Here is a 15,706-nt window from a genome sequence, read left to right as displayed (position 1 = left end):
ACTGTGAGGCGATGTACGATATCATTGCGAGCATGTCGAAAGAGCGCCTGACGCGCATCGTCGTTCCGATTTACGAGAACTACGAGGAGATGGGCATGGCCGATGACTGCTATGTGGCCGATTCACTCATGATGATCGTCCTCGCACTCTATCAGAACGAGATCGGGGAAGAGACGATCTACGACATCGGCTGGACGAGCTACCTCGAAGATTACTTCCGCGTGCGCGCTGCCATTGCCTGAGTCATGGCGCGGCCGCCATCCTTTGCCATCATTTTGATTCCGAAAACTCCTGCTGAGGCAGGAGTTTTTTTCGTTGAGGGCGAATGTTCTTAACAGGGATACACTCGTCTGCAATCCAATTGCCAGAGTCAAAGGAGGCGATTATCTTGCCGATGTACCGGAAATCGATGCTGATCCTGCTGCTGATCGTCCTGGCAGTGGCCGGGGGCACCTACTATGGCTGCTACATGCAGGAGAAGGAGAGCATCCAGCTCGATGCAGCCTCGCAGGCTGTCAGTCAGGAAGACCGCGCGGAGATCACGGTGTATGTGACGGGGGCCATCAACAAGCCCGGCGTCGTGACCGTCAGGGAGGGCGCGCGCATGGCGGATGCGGTCAAGGCCTGCGGCGGACTGCTGCCGACAGCTGACGGCGAGAAGGTCAACATGGCGCAGGTGCTCAAGGACGGACAGCAGGTCCGCGTGCCGGAGAAGCAGGCGGGGAGCTCTGCTTTGCCGGCAAATACCGGCAAGGCCTCCTCTGCAGTCAAGACGAAGGCGGACGGCCCCATCAATATCAACACGGCCAGCGCGGAGGAGCTCGATGCGCTGCCTGGCATCGGCCCCGCCATGGCCAAGCGCATCATCGAGTACCGCGAGACGGAGGGAGCTTTCACCGCAATCGAGGACATCAAGAAAGTCAAGGGCATCGGTGAGGCGAAATTCGAGAAGATGAAGGACAAGATCTGCCTTTAATATCGGGAGGGTATCATGAAGACAGGACAGTATCCCGTACTCTTCCTCGCCGCTGTGCTGCTCGTGCTGGCACTTGGCATTGAGCTGTCGCTTGCACAGTCGTTCTCCATCCGCTGGGGAGGGGCTGCTCTGGCTGCCTTGCTGCTTGCATCTTTGCTCCTGCTATGGCGCGGGAACCGTCTCTGCGCCATCATGGTGCTGCTGCTCTTCTTCGCACTCGGCATCGTCCGGCTGCAGGCGGCGCTCTTTCTGCCGCCGGCGGACATCTCGTATTTCGCGGGGGCGGGCGCAGAGGTCAAGGTCAGCGGCACGATCGACGATGAGCCGCGCTGGACGCAGGCGGTGCTGCCGGATGGCAGCCGCATCTACAAGGTCCGCTATCTCGTGGCGGTGGAGCAGGTCAGGCGCCCGGGCGGCGACTGGCAGAAGGCCGCAGGGAAGTGCTATCTCTACGCGAGGGCGCCCGTCATGCCGGATAAGGTCGCTCGCATCGGCGATGCTGTGACGGCCTCGGGCAGGGTGCGCCTGCCGCGCGGCTACCAGAATCCCGGCCAGCTTGACACAGCTCTCCTCTTGCGCTCCGACGGCATCACGGCGAGCGTCGTGGCGGGCAAGGGCGGCGCGAAGACCGAGGCACGCGAAGGCCATGCATTCCGGCGCTTCATTGCCGGGATCCGCGAACATTACAGGACGGGCATGGAGCGCGCCATGCCGAAGGAAGATGCCGCGGCCGTCTTTGCCATGCTGTTCGGCGGCTATCAAGGGCTCTCTGAGGACCTCGTCGCGGACTTCCAGGCGACGGGCATCGTGCACATCCTCTCGGTGTCGGGCTCGCACATCAGCCTCATTGCGGCTGTCATGGCCTGGCTGGCCGCGGCGCTGCGCCTGCCGCGCACCGTCTCTGCTGCGCTCGTGCTCTCCTGCATCGCCCTCTACAGCATCCTGGCGGGCTGCGTGCCGCCTGTCATCCGCTCGGCCATCATGGGCGGACTGGCCTTCCTGGCCCTGGCGCTCGGGCGCGAGCGCGAATCGCGCTGTGTCCTGCTGCTGACGGGCATTTTCATGCTGCTCTGGAACCCGCTGCTGCTCTTCCACATCAGCTTCGAGCTGTCATATCTGGCGACGGCCGGGCTCTTGTTCCTCGCGCCTGTTTTCCGGGCATGGCTGCGCGCGAGGGGCATGCCAGATGTCCTAGCGATGGGCCTCGCCATCACCCTTTCAGCGCAGCTCGCGACGCTTCCTGTGCTCGCCTGGTACTTCGGGCAGGTGTCGCTTTCGGCACTGCTCGCTAATCTGCTCGTCGTGCCCATCCTGGAGCTCATCATCATCCTCGGGCTCTTTGCGGGGCTCGTGGCCTTCCTGCTGCCGCTTCTCGGCCATGTCGTCTTCGCTTTGACGAGTTTGCTGCTGGGATTGGCGGCGGAGCTCGCACACGTACTCGCGAGTCTCCCAGGCGGCATCTTCTACCTCTCGGCGATGGGCTGGCCTGCTGTCGTGCTCTACTACTTCGCGTTGGGCACTCTGCTGCTGACAGAAGAGCAGCGGGAATGGCTGCGGACCCGCCTTGTGCCCTGGCGACGGCCGGCGTTCGCGCTGTTTCTCGCGTTGGCGGCTGCTGTCGCAGTCTACCGTGCAGTCACGCCGGAGCGCCTCGCGGTCCACTTCCTCGATGTGGGACAGGGCGATGCGGCGCTCGTCGTGACGCCGAGGGGGCGGGCTCTGCTCATTGATACGGGCGGCACGCGCAATGGCAGCTTCGATATCGGCGCGCGCGTCGATGTGCCGTATCTCCTGCATCACGGCATCCGGGAGGTCGAGGCTGTCTTCCTGACGCACGCGCACGAGGACCACGCACAAGGCTGCGGTGCCATCCTGCAGAAGATGCCGGTCGGCCATGTATACACGGCGGACGAGGGCACGGCCGCCTATGCGCGCAGCATGGGGATAGGCGATGCCGACCCTTTGCTGCAGAAGTTCAGCCGGGCGCAGGAGGGCGATGCTTTGACCATAGACGGCGTCAAGGTGGAGGTGCTGTTTGCCCCGCCTGCGCCGGAGGGCGGCGGCACGGGCAATGAAGTCTCAAACGTCTACCGCGTTTCCTACGGCAGGGCGCAGTTCCTCTTCACGGGCGACCTCGTCAAGGAACAGGAGGCAAAGCTATTGGAGACGGGCAAAGACGTGCGGGCAGCGGTCCTCAAGGCCGGCCACCACGGCTCCGCGACATCGAGCTCGCTGGCATTCCTTCAGACTGTCAAGCCGCGCTACGGTGTCTTCTGTGTGGGCTTCGAGAATTCCTTTGGCCACCCGAAGGAAGAGGTCCTGCGCCGCTATGAGCAGCAGGGCATCGAGATCCTGCGCACGGACCAGGCAGGGGCCATCGTCTTTGAGACGGACGGAGAGAAGATGTGGGTGAGGACGCATGTCAAGCAGTCGTGACGTATTGGCAGATCTTGAGGTGATCGTATGGAATTTGCAGAACTGAATCCGGCGCAGCGCGAGGCGGTGGAGAACCTGTCGGACAACATCCTCTTGCTCGCGCCCGCTGGTACGGGCAAGACGAATACGCTGGCCTGCCGCATCGCCAACATACTGGCGGCAGAGCGGGCCGAGCCGGAGGAGATTCTCTGCCTGACTTTCACGAACAAGGCGTGCCGTGAGATGAAGGAGCGCATCGTCCTGCGCGCCGGCGAGGCCGGGCGGCGCGTGCTCGTCCGGACGTTCCATGGCTTCTGCTACGACGTCATCAAGACGGAGGCCAAGCGCCACTCGGATATCTTCGCGGACTTCACGATCTTCGATGAGGCGGACTGCCTCGCCATCATCCGAGATCTCCTGTCCGAGGATTGGCCCGTGCGCTCCGTCCAATCCTTGATTGCTCTCTTGAAGGAAGCGCGGACGGCGTACGGCCTCCAGACGGATGATGCTGAGGCCGACTACAAGGCTGCCCTGCAGAGATTATTGGCAGAAGACCCCGCTGCTGTCCGGAAGCTTGCCGTCACAGAGCACTACCAGTTCTACCGCCAGCTCTTCGAAGCGTGGCAGGCCTGGGGCCCGACAATCGCGGCGCGTTACGATGCGCGCCTCCACGATGTGCACGGCCTCGACTTCACGGATCTCATCGTGCAGGCCGAAGCGCTCTTTGCTCAGGCGGATATCGCCATCAAGTGGGCGCGCCGCTTCCTCTACATCAACATCGACGAGGTGCAGGACACGAGCGAGCTCGAGTACCGCATCCTCTCGCGCATCTTCGGCAGCAGCCGCCTGCTGCTCTGCGGCGATTACTTCCAGACCATCTACGAGTGGCGCGGCTCGCATCCCGAGGTCGTCCTGCGCGCCTATCAGCGCGACTGGCATCCGCGCCGCATCGTGCTGACGGAGAACTACCGCTCGACGCAGGTCCTCTTGAGCGCGTCCTTCGCGTGGCTGAAGAACCGCTTCCCCGAGCGCGTCTCGGCGCTCTACCCCGAGGGCATCCATGCGGTCAGCGCTGAGCACGGCCTGCCCATCGTGCTGAAGGGCGCGATGAGCTTCGCGGAGGAAGCACAGTGGATCTACTACAAGATCCAACAGCTGCCGGTGGAGGATTACGGGCGCGTCTGCATCCTGACGCGCAGCAACCGCTACAATAAAGACCTGTCGCTCTACTTCCGCAACCTTGGTTGCCATCTGGCGGAGGGCGAGCGCCTGCCCTTCATGCTACTCGATGAGCTCAAGTTCTTCCGGCGGCAGGAGGTCAAGGACGCGCTGGCCTTCCTGCGGCTCGTCGTCAACCCGCACGATGCGGCGAGCTTCGTGCGCATTCTCAACCGCTTCGGCAGGGGCATCGGCCCGGGCACGATACGCAAGATCTCGCACGAGTCGTATCGCCGGGCTGGCATCCGCATCACGGATTACCTCGACGAGGATGCGCGGCGCACGGGCGACCCGTTCGCAGTGCTTGTAGAGGCGTTCGAGGCGGAGGATATCGTCGTCTTCGACGTCGAGGCGACGGGTGTCGACCCGACGCGCGATGAGATCATCCAGATTGCCGGCCTGCGTCTCGGCCGGGACGGGAAGGCAAAGGCTGAGTTCAAGCGCCTCTTGAAGGCACGCCGCTCTGTTGGAGACAGCTACAAGGTGCACAAGATCAGCGACGCATTACTGCAGCAGGAAGGCCAGGAGCCGGAGGAAGTCCTGCGCGAGTTCTGCGCCTTTGCCGCGGGCAGCGTCATCGTCGGCCACAACGTCACGTATGACCTCAGCATCCTCGGCAGCGAGCTCGCGCGGCTCGGCCTGCCGCCACTCGCGTACCGGCGTTACTACGACACGCTCGACATCTTTCGCCGCTTCTACCCGAACCTGCCGAACCACAAGCTCGAGTACCTCGGCGAATTCTGTCATGTCTCGCACCGCTCTACACACGATGCAATGGACGATGTCTGCGCGACGGCCGAGATCCTCGTCTACGCCATCGAGAAGGATATACGCCCGCATGCCAGAGAGCGCAAGGAATTCATGGAGAAGTGGCAGGATGTATTCAACGAGCTCGCGGGACACATCAGCTCCATCCGGCGCGAGGCCGTGAGGATGCGCCCCTGGCAGCTGCTCGCCAAGATCGTCGTGGACATCGGCATCGATGATTACTACCGCAGGCGCGGGGAGGCGCAGCGTATCGAGAACCTTCGCGACCTCTTCCGGCAGGCGCGCGCGATGGACGACAGCGAGGCGCGCCCATTCGACGCCTTGATGCGCTTCCTCAACTACGTGACACTCTCCAACACGAACCTCGACGCCATGACGAAGCGGCAGCAGATCCCCATCGTCACCGTGCATCAGGCAAAGGGCGCGGAGTTCGACTACGTCTTCGTCGCGGGCCTGCAGGAGGGGACGTTCCCGGGACTCCAGGCAGAGAAGAACGACAGCCTCGATGAGGAAGCGCGCCTCTTCTACGTCGCCATCACGCGTCCGAAGCGCCAGCTCTTCCTGTCCTGGTGCCAGACGCAATACGGCCACTACACGCACATGAGCCGTTTCCTGCTCGACCTGCCGCGCGAGTTCGTGCAGAATGAGTGAGATGTTGGAATTATACTTCTTTTTGAAATACTATATACATTGCCGCGCTCGTATAGTATAATTTTTTTAGATGGCTATGACTGTAACGTTGTAAGCCTGAATGGGGATTTTCGATTTGGAAAGGAAGGGTTAGTTTTGGCTGATATGAAACAGTATGTTGAGGATGTGCTCGCGAGCATCGAGCAGAAGGATCCAGAGCAGAAGATGTTCCACGACACGGTATCCGAGGTATTCTCGAGCATTGTCCCAGTCCTGGAAGTGCATCCGGAGTACAGGGAGAACAAGATCCTGGAGCGCATGGTCGAGCCAGAGCGCACCGTCTCCTTCCGCGTGGTCTGGCAGGACGACAAGGGCGAGGTCCAGGTCAACCGCGGCTACCGCGTCCAGATGTCGAGCGCGATGGGCCCCTACAAGGGCGGCCTGCGCTTCCATCCGAGCGTCACGCTCGATGTCCTGAAGTTCCTGGCCTTCGAGCAGGTCTACAAGAATGCCCTGACGGGACTGCCAATCGGCGGCGCCAAGGGTGGCTCGGACTTTGACCCGCACGGGCGCAGCGACAATGAGGTCATGCACTTCTGCCAGAGTTTCATGACGGAGCTCTGCCGCCACATTGGCCCGAATGTCGACGTGCCGGCCGGGGACATCGGCGTCGGCGGCCGCGAGATCGGCTATCTCTTCGGCCAGTACAAGCGCATCCGCGACAGCTACGACGCCGGCGTGCTGACGGGCAAGCGCGTCGATTACTGGGGTTCTCTTGCGCGCACGGAAGCGACGGGCTACGGCCTGCTGTACTTCGTCAAGAATATGCTCGATGCCAAGGGCATTGACCTTGCAGGCAAGACGATTGTCGTCTCTGGCTCGGGCAATGTCGCGACGTATGCCATCGAGAAGGCGCAGGAGTACGGCGCGAAGGTCGTCACTTGCTCCGACTCGAACGGCTACATCTACGACCCGGAAGGCATCGACCTCGCCGCTGTCAAGGAGATCAAGCAGGTGCGCCGCGGCCGCATCAAGGAGTACGTCGAGAAGCATCCGCAGGCTGAGTACCACGAGGGCTGCCGCGGTGTCTGGACGGTCAAGTGCGACATCGCGCTGCCGTGCGCGACGCAGGGCGAGATCGACCTCGCGAGCGCCAAGGCGCTCGTCGCCAACGGTGTTACAGCTGTCGGCGAGGGCGCGAACATGCCGTCCTCGCTCGACGCCATCGCCTACTTCCAGCAGCAAAAGGTCCTCTTCGCGCCAGCCAAGGCTGCAAATGCCGGCGGTGTCGCTGTCTCAGCCCTCGAGATGGCGCAGAACTCGGAGCGCCTGCAGTGGACGTTCGAGGAAGTCGATGGCCGCCTCAAGGCTATCATGAAGAACATCTACGAGAGCGCTCGCAAGAATGCCGAGAAATACGCAGACCCCGACGACCTTGTCGCCGGTGCGAATATCACAGCCTTCGTGCGCGTCGCCGATGTCATGCTGGCTCAGGGGCTTGTCTGACCGAGAGCTTTCCCGATACGGACGGGCACAAAAGCGCCGCTTCATCTTTTGGTGGAGCGGCGTTCTTTTATGCTATAATGCTATCAGGAAGAAAGACTTTGGAAAGGGGCGTTGCTGGTGAAATTCGGCGAGTTCATGGCGGCCATCCGCAAGGGGGAGCTGCCGCATGTATTCCTGCTGAGCGGCGAGGAGCCGTACTACATCGATAAGGCGAAGGGGGCCCTGCTCGGGAGGCTCTTCCCGGACGGCGTCGGCATGGAGGATGCGCTGCAGAAGGTCAATGGCGACATGGCGCTCGCAGACCTGCTCGCGAGCATCGAAGCGGCGCCATTCTTTGCCGACAAGAATGTCATCGCCCTTTCGGGGACGAATCTCTTCCGGGAGAACAAGGCGCCTGCTGATACCAAGGAGCTCGAGGCGCTCTGCCATCAGCTCGGCAACATGCCGCCCTACAGCTACTTGATCTTCGTCGCGCCCTACAAGGCGGACAAGCGGCGAAAGCTCTACAAGGCATTGTCAAAAAATGGCCTTGTGCTCGAGGCGGAGCCCTTGCGCGCCTGGAACATCCAGGACTGGCTGCAGGACAAGCTGCGCGCCATCCACAAGGAGATGGACCGCGATGCTTACGCCTACTTTGCTGGAGCTGTCAGCATGATGCAGCAGATCTCGCTCTCGTACCTCGATAAGGAGTTCGACAAGCTCGCGCTCTTCAGCGAGGGGCGGCGCATCACGAAGGCGGAGCTCGTCGAAGTCTTCTCGGGCCTGCCGGAAGTCTCGGTCTTTGCGCTCATGGATGCCATCAGCGCGCGCGACAGCAAGAAGGCCCTGATGCTGCTGCACCGTCAATTGGCAGACGGCACGTACTTCACCGTGCTGCTGGCCCTGCTGACGCGCCACGTGCGCCAGCTCTGGCAGGCGAAGGTGCTCATGAAGAGGGGCGTGCGCGGCAAGGCGCTCGCCAAGCCACTGGAGCTCAATCCCTTCATCGCCGAGAAACTCGGGCGGGCGGCCGCTGCCTTCAAGGAGGATACCTTGAAGTGCGCGATGCTGCGGCTCATCGATGCCGACTATCTGCTCAAGACGGGACAGGCCGGCAATGAGATGCTCGAAGAGGCTGTCATCACGCTCTGCAGGAGATGAAAAACGCCATGGACTGCTGTGTGCGGCAATCCATGGCGTTTCTATACACAAAATCATTTTTTCTGAGGGAACGGCGCAAAGACCGTGCAGATGGCGGCGAGCGGCAGTGTCAGCGAGGAGACGAGCAGCGCCGGCGTCAGGCCAATCTGGTCGCCGAGGGCGGCGGTGATGGCCGTGCCGAGGCTGCCGAGGCCGAACGAGAAGCCGAGCATCATGCCCGAAGCCATGCCCTCACTGCCGGGCATGGCGCGCTGTGCCCAGACGAGAGAACTCGGCTGCGGCGCGAGCAGCAGGGCCCCTGTGAGGAAGAGTGCGATGAGTGACAGCGGCTCCGTGCCAGGATGCAGGTAGAAGTAGACCGTCGGGAAGATTGCGAGGGTCAGTGCGATGATGATGATGCGCTTGTGGGCGATGCGGTCGCCGAGGTAGCCGCCGACGAGCCCGCCAACCGTGCAGCCGACGAGGAAGAACGTCAGGAGCGTGCCTGACAGGATGCCCGAGTAGCCGTGGCTGACGAGCAGCAGGGGCAGGAGCGTCGACATCGAGACATGCGTGCAGCAGCGCAGGCCCATTGCGACGTTGAGGCGCAGGATGGCAGCATTGTGGAAAACTTCGCGCAGGTGGAAGACCTTGCCCTTGGCTTGCTCCGCGACTGTCGAGAAGCGCGTCAGGCCGCTCTTGAGGCAGACGAAGGCGAAGAGGAAGGCGGGCACCATGAGCCACGGAAGCTCTGCCATCGAGAAGCGGTCGAGGAAGGCGATGACGATGATCGGCGCGAGCGCGTAGCCGAGGTTGCCGCCCGCGATGTAGTACGACATCGAGCGGCCCTGGCGTTCCGACGGCGCCGTCTTGGCGACGAGCGTCGAGCCGAGCGGGTGGAAGGCCGAGACGGAGAGCCCCGTGAGGGCAATGATGGTGAAGAGCATCGCCTTCGTCGAGATCAGGCCAATCGAGCAGATGCAGATGGCGCCGAACGGGATGACCGGTATGAGGATGCGGCTGAGGTTGTGGCGGTCCATGACGTAGCCGAAGACGGGCTGCATCATGTTGCTCGTGATGGACAGGACCATGACAAGAAGGCCGCTGACCGTCAGCGAGATGCCGAGTTGCGGCATGATGATCGGCAGCAGGATCGGCAGGAAATTGCAGTAGAAATCATTGAGGAAGTGGCCTGTGCTCAGTAGCCAGGTGCCGTCTTTTTTCATACAGATACCTCCTTAACGGGACTGCCCGCCCATGGCCGCGAGCAGGCGTCTGATGGGCAGCAGGCGCAGGATGATGCAGCAGATCACGAACTCCGGGATGAGATACGTCGCGTTGAAGACGAGCGAGTAGGCGAGCGGGTTCATCCCCTCCGGTGCGTACGAGGCGAAGAAGACGACGCCGGACACCACATGGCAGAGGAAGCGCGCGAGAAACGCGAGCGCCGTACCGCGATAGAGATGGCCGCTCCAGAGGCCTGCGAGGCCCATCGCCATGTACGGCAGCGGGTAGTCGAAGAGCACCTGCACTGGATGGACGATGAAGGGGTCCTGGATGATGTTGATGAGGCCGTAGAGGAAGCCGGCGAGCGCGCCGATGCCGGGCCCATAGCGGTACGAGAGCAGGAGCAGCGGGACCATGGCACCGAGCGTGACACTGCCGCCCTGCGGCATGTGGAAGATGCGAATCTGATGGAGTACGATGGTCAGTGCGAGCATCAGCGCGATGTCGATGATCGTGCGCGTTGTCAGGCGGATGTGGCGCGTGTAGAGCCCGCCGAGGATCAGCACGAGCGTGCCGAGCATGGCAAAGCCTGCTGTCGGCGAGGCGAGAAGTTCAGTCATGATAACACTTCTTTCTAATATTAATGTGAGACGATTTACAACGACTCTCATTGTAACAAAGGTTACTGTGAAATACAAGGCGTTGTGCTACGATACAGAGAGTGAAAGAGGAGGATACGAACATGGGAAAATGGGCCGTTATTTATTCGTCAGTTACGGGCAATACGAGGACAATCGCAGAGGCAATCGCAGAGCAGGCAGGAGACGCCGATGTCTTTTGCGTGCAGGATGCGCCGGAGGACCTCTCGAGCTATGAGGTGGTGGCACTCGGCTACTGGCTCCGCCTCGGGCAGCCGGACCCGCTGATGCTCAAGTATCTGCCAAAGGTCCGCGATGCACAGGTCGTGTTCTTCCAGACGCATGGCACGTCACCGACGAGCGAGCACGCCATCACGAGCTTCGCGCGTGCTGGATACAATCTCGGCCCCGGCTGCACGATCCTCGGCACGTTCGGCTGCCGCGGCAAGATCAACCCTGCGATGCTCGCCAAGCGCAAGAACGCAGGTCCAGACGACCCGCACGGCGGTCCCCAGAGCATGGAGCGTTGGAAACTCGCCTCCACGCATCCCGATGCACAGGACATTGCCGACGCTAAGGATCTTGTCGATCGCATGAAGCACAAGATGGCCATGCGCGAGCGGTTCCTGGCAAAGAAGGCAGCCAAGCTGGCGGCTTTGCGGCAAAAAAAGACAGATAAAGATTAATCGCATAATTTGGCTCCTTTAGCGGGCCTATTTTTTTTGGAAGAAATAAAATAGAAAAGACGAATCATTCATCAAGAGATGTAGATAATTACAAAAACGTGTAGTATAATAAATTAAAACAAAATGTGCTTAAAGTTGACAGTATCATCTGTAAAGGTAGCTATTGCATCTGAACGTGTATCATGAGAGAGGGTTGAGGAATGTGTATCGGTTGACTTTTTCGTGCCATTGTGGCAGACGGCAATGAGGTGGGCAGCCATACCGACCATCATATGCCAATGCTGCGCGTGGATGAGAAGGGAAGAAGCTATATTGTGGAAGACGATGCAACGTATCGCCAGAACGTCCGATCCTCGTATGAGAAATTGTTCAATACCATCGGTGATATGAAGATTGAGGGGGGCAGCCGCTATGGCCTTACGCGGCTCCTACGTCCGCCAGAATTGGCAGTCAGCCGTCCGGGCTGTGCCGTTGCATTAGACGAGGGGTTCACTTACTTGGTCAGCGGCTCAGGCAGTGCCGAGGACTATGGCTCTGTTTCCATGGAGTCACTTGAGGGCATCATGGACCACATCGTCCACAAGCGCAACGGCGATGTGCGCCGCGGCGCCATCATGATTATGCATATGAGTGGAACGGCCACGCGCACGCCGTATGCACTTGATTTGCTGCTGACGAAGAATGATCAACGTCCGGAAGGCGACCCGAAGAAGTTCAAGGTCGGGCTGCTCGGAGATTATCTTATAGATGGCTACGACCAACGCATGGTGACACCGAAGGATATGCGTGAGAAGCGGATTGATTTTTAATAGTTGATATCTATATCAGGTCTAGGAAATATTATTCTTGTCAATATTTCCTAGACCTTGTTTTTATGAATAAAATCATTTTTAGCACGGTTATTGTCTTCTCTGTGACAATATGGTAGCATATGAGGTAGTTTCTGCGAAAAATGTTACATTTGGATGCCATTTGTATACACTATTTGGAAAAGAGGTGCTCAATAGGGCATGGAATCAACGAATGTATCGGATGAGGTGCTCAATCTCATGCCGGGGGCTGTGGCTCTGTTCCGGGCGGATGAAAGCATTTTTTGTGCCAATGAAGCGATGCAAGATCTGTATGACTGTCAGTCACAGAGGGAGTTCTTTGAGCTGACGGGGGCATCGTTCCGCGGCATGGTCTTGCCAGAGCATTACGAGTCCATTGCCATGATGGTGGAGAAGGCGATGCAACACGGCAGTGCTCTGCAGGGGGGCCTGCCGGTCAGTTACTCGTATCTTTCCTTCTGCATCTGCACGAAGACGGGCCGGTTCCGCTCGGTCGAGGGTTCGATACGCCGTGTCTGCCACCGCGGCGTATGGCTCTGGTCGCTCTTGCTCGTCGATGTCTACGCGCGCTTTCTCGCGGTGGAGCGCGATGCCCTGACGAATCTCATGGGCAGGCACCTCTTTTTTTTCCAAGGTGTCGGAGCGCGAGGAAGCTGACCGCGCTGAAGGCGTCTACGGCAGGGACGCGCTGGCGTACTTCAATCTGACGAACTTCAAGCAGTACAATGGACGTACGGTGCGGAGGGCGGCGATGATTTCCTGTGCAAGATCGCGGCGGTCCTGCGGCACACCTTTCCCGATGCGCCACTGGCCCGCATGTCGTCGGATATCTTCATGGCCTTGGTGCCGGCAGGCGATGCGCAGAGCCGCATTGAGGAGGCCGTGCAGGAAGTCAATGGCCTGCTCGAGGGGGAGAACACGTACCTGCACGCGGGCATACGCTACTTCTCGCCACAGGAGCGCGTGCCGGTCAGCATGGCCTGCGAGCAGGCGAAGGCGGCCTGTGATTCCATCAAGAAGGAGCGCAGCCGCGCCTACTGCATCTTCTCAGAGCATCTCCGGCAGGAATTGGAGATTCGCTCCTATGTCATCTCCCACATCGACGAGGCCGTCGAGAACGGCTACATCGAGATCTACTACCAGCCAGTCGTGCGCACGTTGACGGGGAAACTCGCAGGCATGGAGGCCTTGGCGCGCTGGCGTGACCCGGTTTACGGATTCCTGCGCCCCGATCAGTTCATCCCGGTGCTCGAGGAGGAGCGCCTCATCGACAAGCTCGACCGCTATGTCATACGGGAATGTGGGCGCCAGCTCCGCAGGCAGATCGATGCACATCGGCCCATCGTGCCGATCTCGTTCAATGTGTCGCGCATGGATTTCCAGCTCATGGATGTCCTTTCAGAGATCGAGGCGGTCGTCCGGGAGAATGAGCTGCCGCGCGATTACCTGCGCATCGAGATCACGGAGACGGCCATGGTGCAGGACAGCGACAAGATCTTGAAGATGATTGACCGCTTCCGCGGCAATGGCTATTCAGTTTGGCTCGATGATTTTGGCAGCGGCTACTCTTCCCTGAATGTGCTCAAGGATTACCATTTCGATGAGCTCAAGATCGACATGGAGTTCCTGCGCGCCTTCAATGACACGAGTCGCAAGATTATCACATCGGTTGTCATGATGGCCAAGGCCATCGGCATCCACACATTGGCAGAGGGTGTCGAGACGAGGGAGCAGGTGAGGTTCCTTCGCAGCATCGGCTGCGAGAAGATACAGGGCTATCATTACGGGCGCCCGATGCCGTATGACGAGCTGCTCGTGCATTGCCAGGAGCGTCATCTGCGCGCAGAGACGCGCGAGGAAGCGCGCATCTATGAGAAGGCAGGCCTCTTCAATGTCATCATGGCTTCGCCGGTGGCCCTGTTCCTCGACGATGGCCGGAATCTGTACATGGCCTACGAGAACGACGCTTATCGGAAGGTCATGAAGGGCGTGGGCATCTCGGGGCGGCGCGCCGTCAACTGGATCATCCATTCGCTCGATGACGCGCGGAAGGAGAGGTTGCGCGCCTATGCCGACCGCGTGACGCGCAACCGTCCCTGCAAGGTGTCGGAGACGTTCCTGCTGGACGGCAGGCGCCTGCGCGTCCGCGCCAAGACCCTGGCCGGCCTGCCGGGCTTCCACATCCACATGGCGGAGATCGTGGACCTCACGCGCGATGCCGACTCCCTTTGAGCGAAGCGAGCGGGCAACAAAAAAACTTCCCGGGATGGGAAGTTTTTTTGTTGCCCGTTCAGTTGTCCTGGCTGGCGGTGTCCTTTTCTTTGGCTGCTTCGCGCTTGCGCGTGAGGTAGGCGTCCATGGCCTTGGCGACGTGCTTGGCATCCTTGACGACTTCGACGACGTTGGCCGGGCCGAGGACGACGTCGCCGCCGGAGAAGACGCCCTCGCGTGTCGTAGCGCCGTTCTCGTCGACTTCGACGAGGCCGCGGTTGTCGACCTCGAGGCCCGTCGTCGTACGGACGATCTTGTCCTTCGGGGCCTGGCTGACGGCAATGATCGTGCTGTCGGCGGGGTAGAGCTGCGGCTCATCTTCGCTGAGCAGGTTGCCGTCTGCATCGAAGTGGCGCTCGTAGAGCATCGGGCCGTCCTTCGTGATGGCGGCGACGCCCTTGCAGAGATCAAACTCGACGCCGTCTGCCTGTGCGTACTCGTACTCGCGGATGCTCGCGCGGACTTCATTGCGGCGCGCGTAGACGGTGACGAAGCGGCTGCCCTTGCGGATGGCTGTGCGGGCGGCATCCATCGCGGAATTGCCCGAGCCGATGACGGCGACGCGGTCGCCGAGCTGGTAGACATCCGGGTTCTGCAGGTAGTCGACGGCGTAGTGGCAGTTGCCGAGGCTCTCGCCGCGCACGCCGAGGCCACGCGGACGCCAGACGCCGGAGCCGATGAAGACAGCATCGTAGCCGTCTTTGAACAGGGTATCGAGCGTCAGGATGCTGCCGATCGTCGTGTTCGGGCGGATGTGGATGCCGAGCTCGACGAGCTTCTTCTGGTAGCGGTTGAGGATGTCGAGCGGCAGGCGGAAGGACGGGATGCCGTAGCGCATCATGCCGCCGAGCTTGCTCTTGCGCTCGAAGATTGTCACATCGTAGCCGAGCTGGGCGAGCTTGACGCTGACCGTGATGCCGGCCGGGCCCGCGCCGATGATGGCGACATTCTGTCCCTTGGGCGGCTCGTGTTCCATGATGACCTTGTCGAGGTAGATGTCGGAGATGTAATGTTCGATGCTCGAGATCTGCACCGGAGCACCCTTGCGCCCCTGGATGCAGTTGCCTTCGCACTGCTTCTCGTGGTCGCAGACGAGGGGGCAGACGATGCTCATCGGGTTGTTGATGAAGAGCATCTCGCCTGCTTCATTGATCTGTCCGTCGAGGAAGAGCCGGATCATCTCGGGGATATTCGTCTGAGCCGGGCAGCCTTTGAGGCGGCAGAGCGGCTTCTTGCACTGGAGGCAGCGGCGTGCCTCATTGATGACATGGATGGCCATGCACTATCACCTATTCCTTTTGTTGTACCGTTCCCATTTTCGGGGAGTGACTGTGTATTTCCTTTATTGTAACCGAAACTTTTCGGAGAGACAAGTTTCAGTTATATTCTCAATATTACGTCATTATTAAATATTAACAGTTA

13 protein-coding genes and 1 pseudogene are annotated in these 15,706 nt (G+C 60.4%); 11 read left to right on the top strand and 3 right to left on the bottom strand.

Going from position 1 to position 15,706, the window contains the following annotated elements; all coding sequences use genetic code 11:
* Nucleotides 1-11 precede the first annotated feature (11 nt).
* The 6 genes from QDI87_RS04995 to holA all read left to right on the top strand — a co-directional run bounded on the left by QDI87_RS04995 (nt 12) and on the right by holA (nt 8,653).
* Nucleotides 12-242 (top strand): hypothetical protein, encoded by a 231-nt coding sequence (locus QDI87_RS04995; RefSeq protein WP_036373713.1) that lies wholly within the window; start codon nt 12-14, stop codon nt 240-242.
* Between the two features lie 146 nt (nt 243-388).
* Complete coding sequence (locus tag QDI87_RS04990; protein ID WP_036373711.1) at nt 389-976, top strand: helix-hairpin-helix domain-containing protein; 588 nt, start codon at nt 389-391, stop codon at nt 974-976.
* A 15-nt stretch (nt 977-991) separates the two neighbouring features.
* Nucleotides 992-3,412 carry a DNA internalization-related competence protein ComEC/Rec2 gene (locus tag QDI87_RS04985; protein ID WP_278742387.1) on the top strand — a complete coding sequence of 807 codons (2,421 nt, stop codon included), beginning with the start codon at nt 992-994 and terminating at the stop codon, nt 3,410-3,412.
* A 27-nt stretch (nt 3,413-3,439) separates the two neighbouring features.
* Nucleotides 3,440-6,028, top strand: a complete 2,589-nt coding sequence (locus QDI87_RS04980; protein ID WP_036373706.1) for a 3'-5' exonuclease — start codon at nt 3,440-3,442, stop codon at nt 6,026-6,028.
* A 135-nt stretch (nt 6,029-6,163) separates the two neighbouring features.
* On the top strand, nt 6,164-7,513 hold the full coding sequence (gene gdhA / locus QDI87_RS04975; protein ID WP_036373702.1) for an NADP-specific glutamate dehydrogenase: 1,350 nt from the start codon (nt 6,164-6,166) through the stop codon (nt 7,511-7,513).
* Between the two features lie 117 nt (nt 7,514-7,630).
* Entirely contained in the window at nt 7,631-8,653 is a 1,023-nt protein-coding gene (gene holA, locus QDI87_RS04970) for a DNA polymerase III subunit delta (RefSeq protein ID WP_036374431.1), read from the top strand.
* 53 nt (nt 8,654-8,706) lie between these two features.
* Here the strand turns inward: holA and QDI87_RS04965 are convergent, their stop codons facing one another.
* Both QDI87_RS04965 and thiT read right to left on the bottom strand, forming a co-directional pair.
* Nucleotides 8,707-9,858, bottom strand: coding sequence for an MFS transporter (locus QDI87_RS04965; protein ID WP_036373699.1), 1,152 nt, complete (start codon nt 9,856-9,858; stop codon nt 8,707-8,709).
* Nucleotides 9,859-9,870: 12 nt separating this feature from the next.
* Nucleotides 9,871-10,479, bottom strand: a complete 609-nt coding sequence (gene thiT / locus QDI87_RS04960; protein WP_244881828.1) for an energy-coupled thiamine transporter ThiT — start codon at nt 10,477-10,479, stop codon at nt 9,871-9,873.
* A gap of 122 nt (nt 10,480-10,601) precedes the next feature.
* Here thiT and QDI87_RS04955 point away from each other — a divergent pair, with 122 nt between their 5' ends.
* The 5 genes and pseudogenes from QDI87_RS04955 to QDI87_RS04935 all read left to right on the top strand — a co-directional run bounded on the left by QDI87_RS04955 (nt 10,602) and on the right by QDI87_RS04935 (nt 14,245).
* Nucleotides 10,602-11,183 (top strand): flavodoxin family protein, encoded by a 582-nt coding sequence (locus QDI87_RS04955; RefSeq protein WP_036373694.1) that lies wholly within the window; start codon nt 10,602-10,604, stop codon nt 11,181-11,183.
* Nucleotides 11,184-11,497: 314 nt separating this feature from the next.
* A complete protein-coding gene (locus QDI87_RS04950) occupies nt 11,498-11,992 on the top strand; it encodes a hypothetical protein (RefSeq protein ID WP_255240382.1) in 495 nt (164 codons plus the stop codon).
* Between the two features lie 201 nt (nt 11,993-12,193).
* Nucleotides 12,194-12,670, top strand: coding sequence for a hypothetical protein (locus QDI87_RS04945; protein ID WP_036373688.1), 477 nt, complete (start codon nt 12,194-12,196; stop codon nt 12,668-12,670).
* Nucleotides 12,671-12,721: 51 nt separating this feature from the next.
* Nucleotides 12,722-13,027: pseudogene (locus tag QDI87_RS04940) on the top strand (diguanylate cyclase domain-containing protein); the annotation flags it as partial.
* A gap of 54 nt (nt 13,028-13,081) precedes the next feature.
* A complete protein-coding gene (locus tag QDI87_RS04935) occupies nt 13,082-14,245 on the top strand; it encodes an EAL domain-containing protein (protein ID WP_255241109.1) in 1,164 nt (387 codons plus the stop codon).
* 58 nt (nt 14,246-14,303) lie between these two features.
* Here QDI87_RS04935 and QDI87_RS04930 read toward each other — a convergent pair whose 3' ends face one another.
* Nucleotides 14,304-15,563, bottom strand: a complete 1,260-nt coding sequence (locus QDI87_RS04930; RefSeq protein ID WP_278742382.1) for an NAD(P)-dependent oxidoreductase — start codon at nt 15,561-15,563, stop codon at nt 14,304-14,306.
* Between the last annotated feature and the right edge of the window lie 143 nt (nt 15,564-15,706).

The organism is Mitsuokella jalaludinii, assembly GCF_928722185.1.
Lineage (GTDB): Bacteria > Bacillota > Negativicutes > Selenomonadales > Selenomonadaceae > Mitsuokella > Mitsuokella jalaludinii.
The sequence above is the reverse complement of the archived record's forward strand: the minus strand, read 5'-3'. Positions and strand labels throughout refer to the sequence as shown.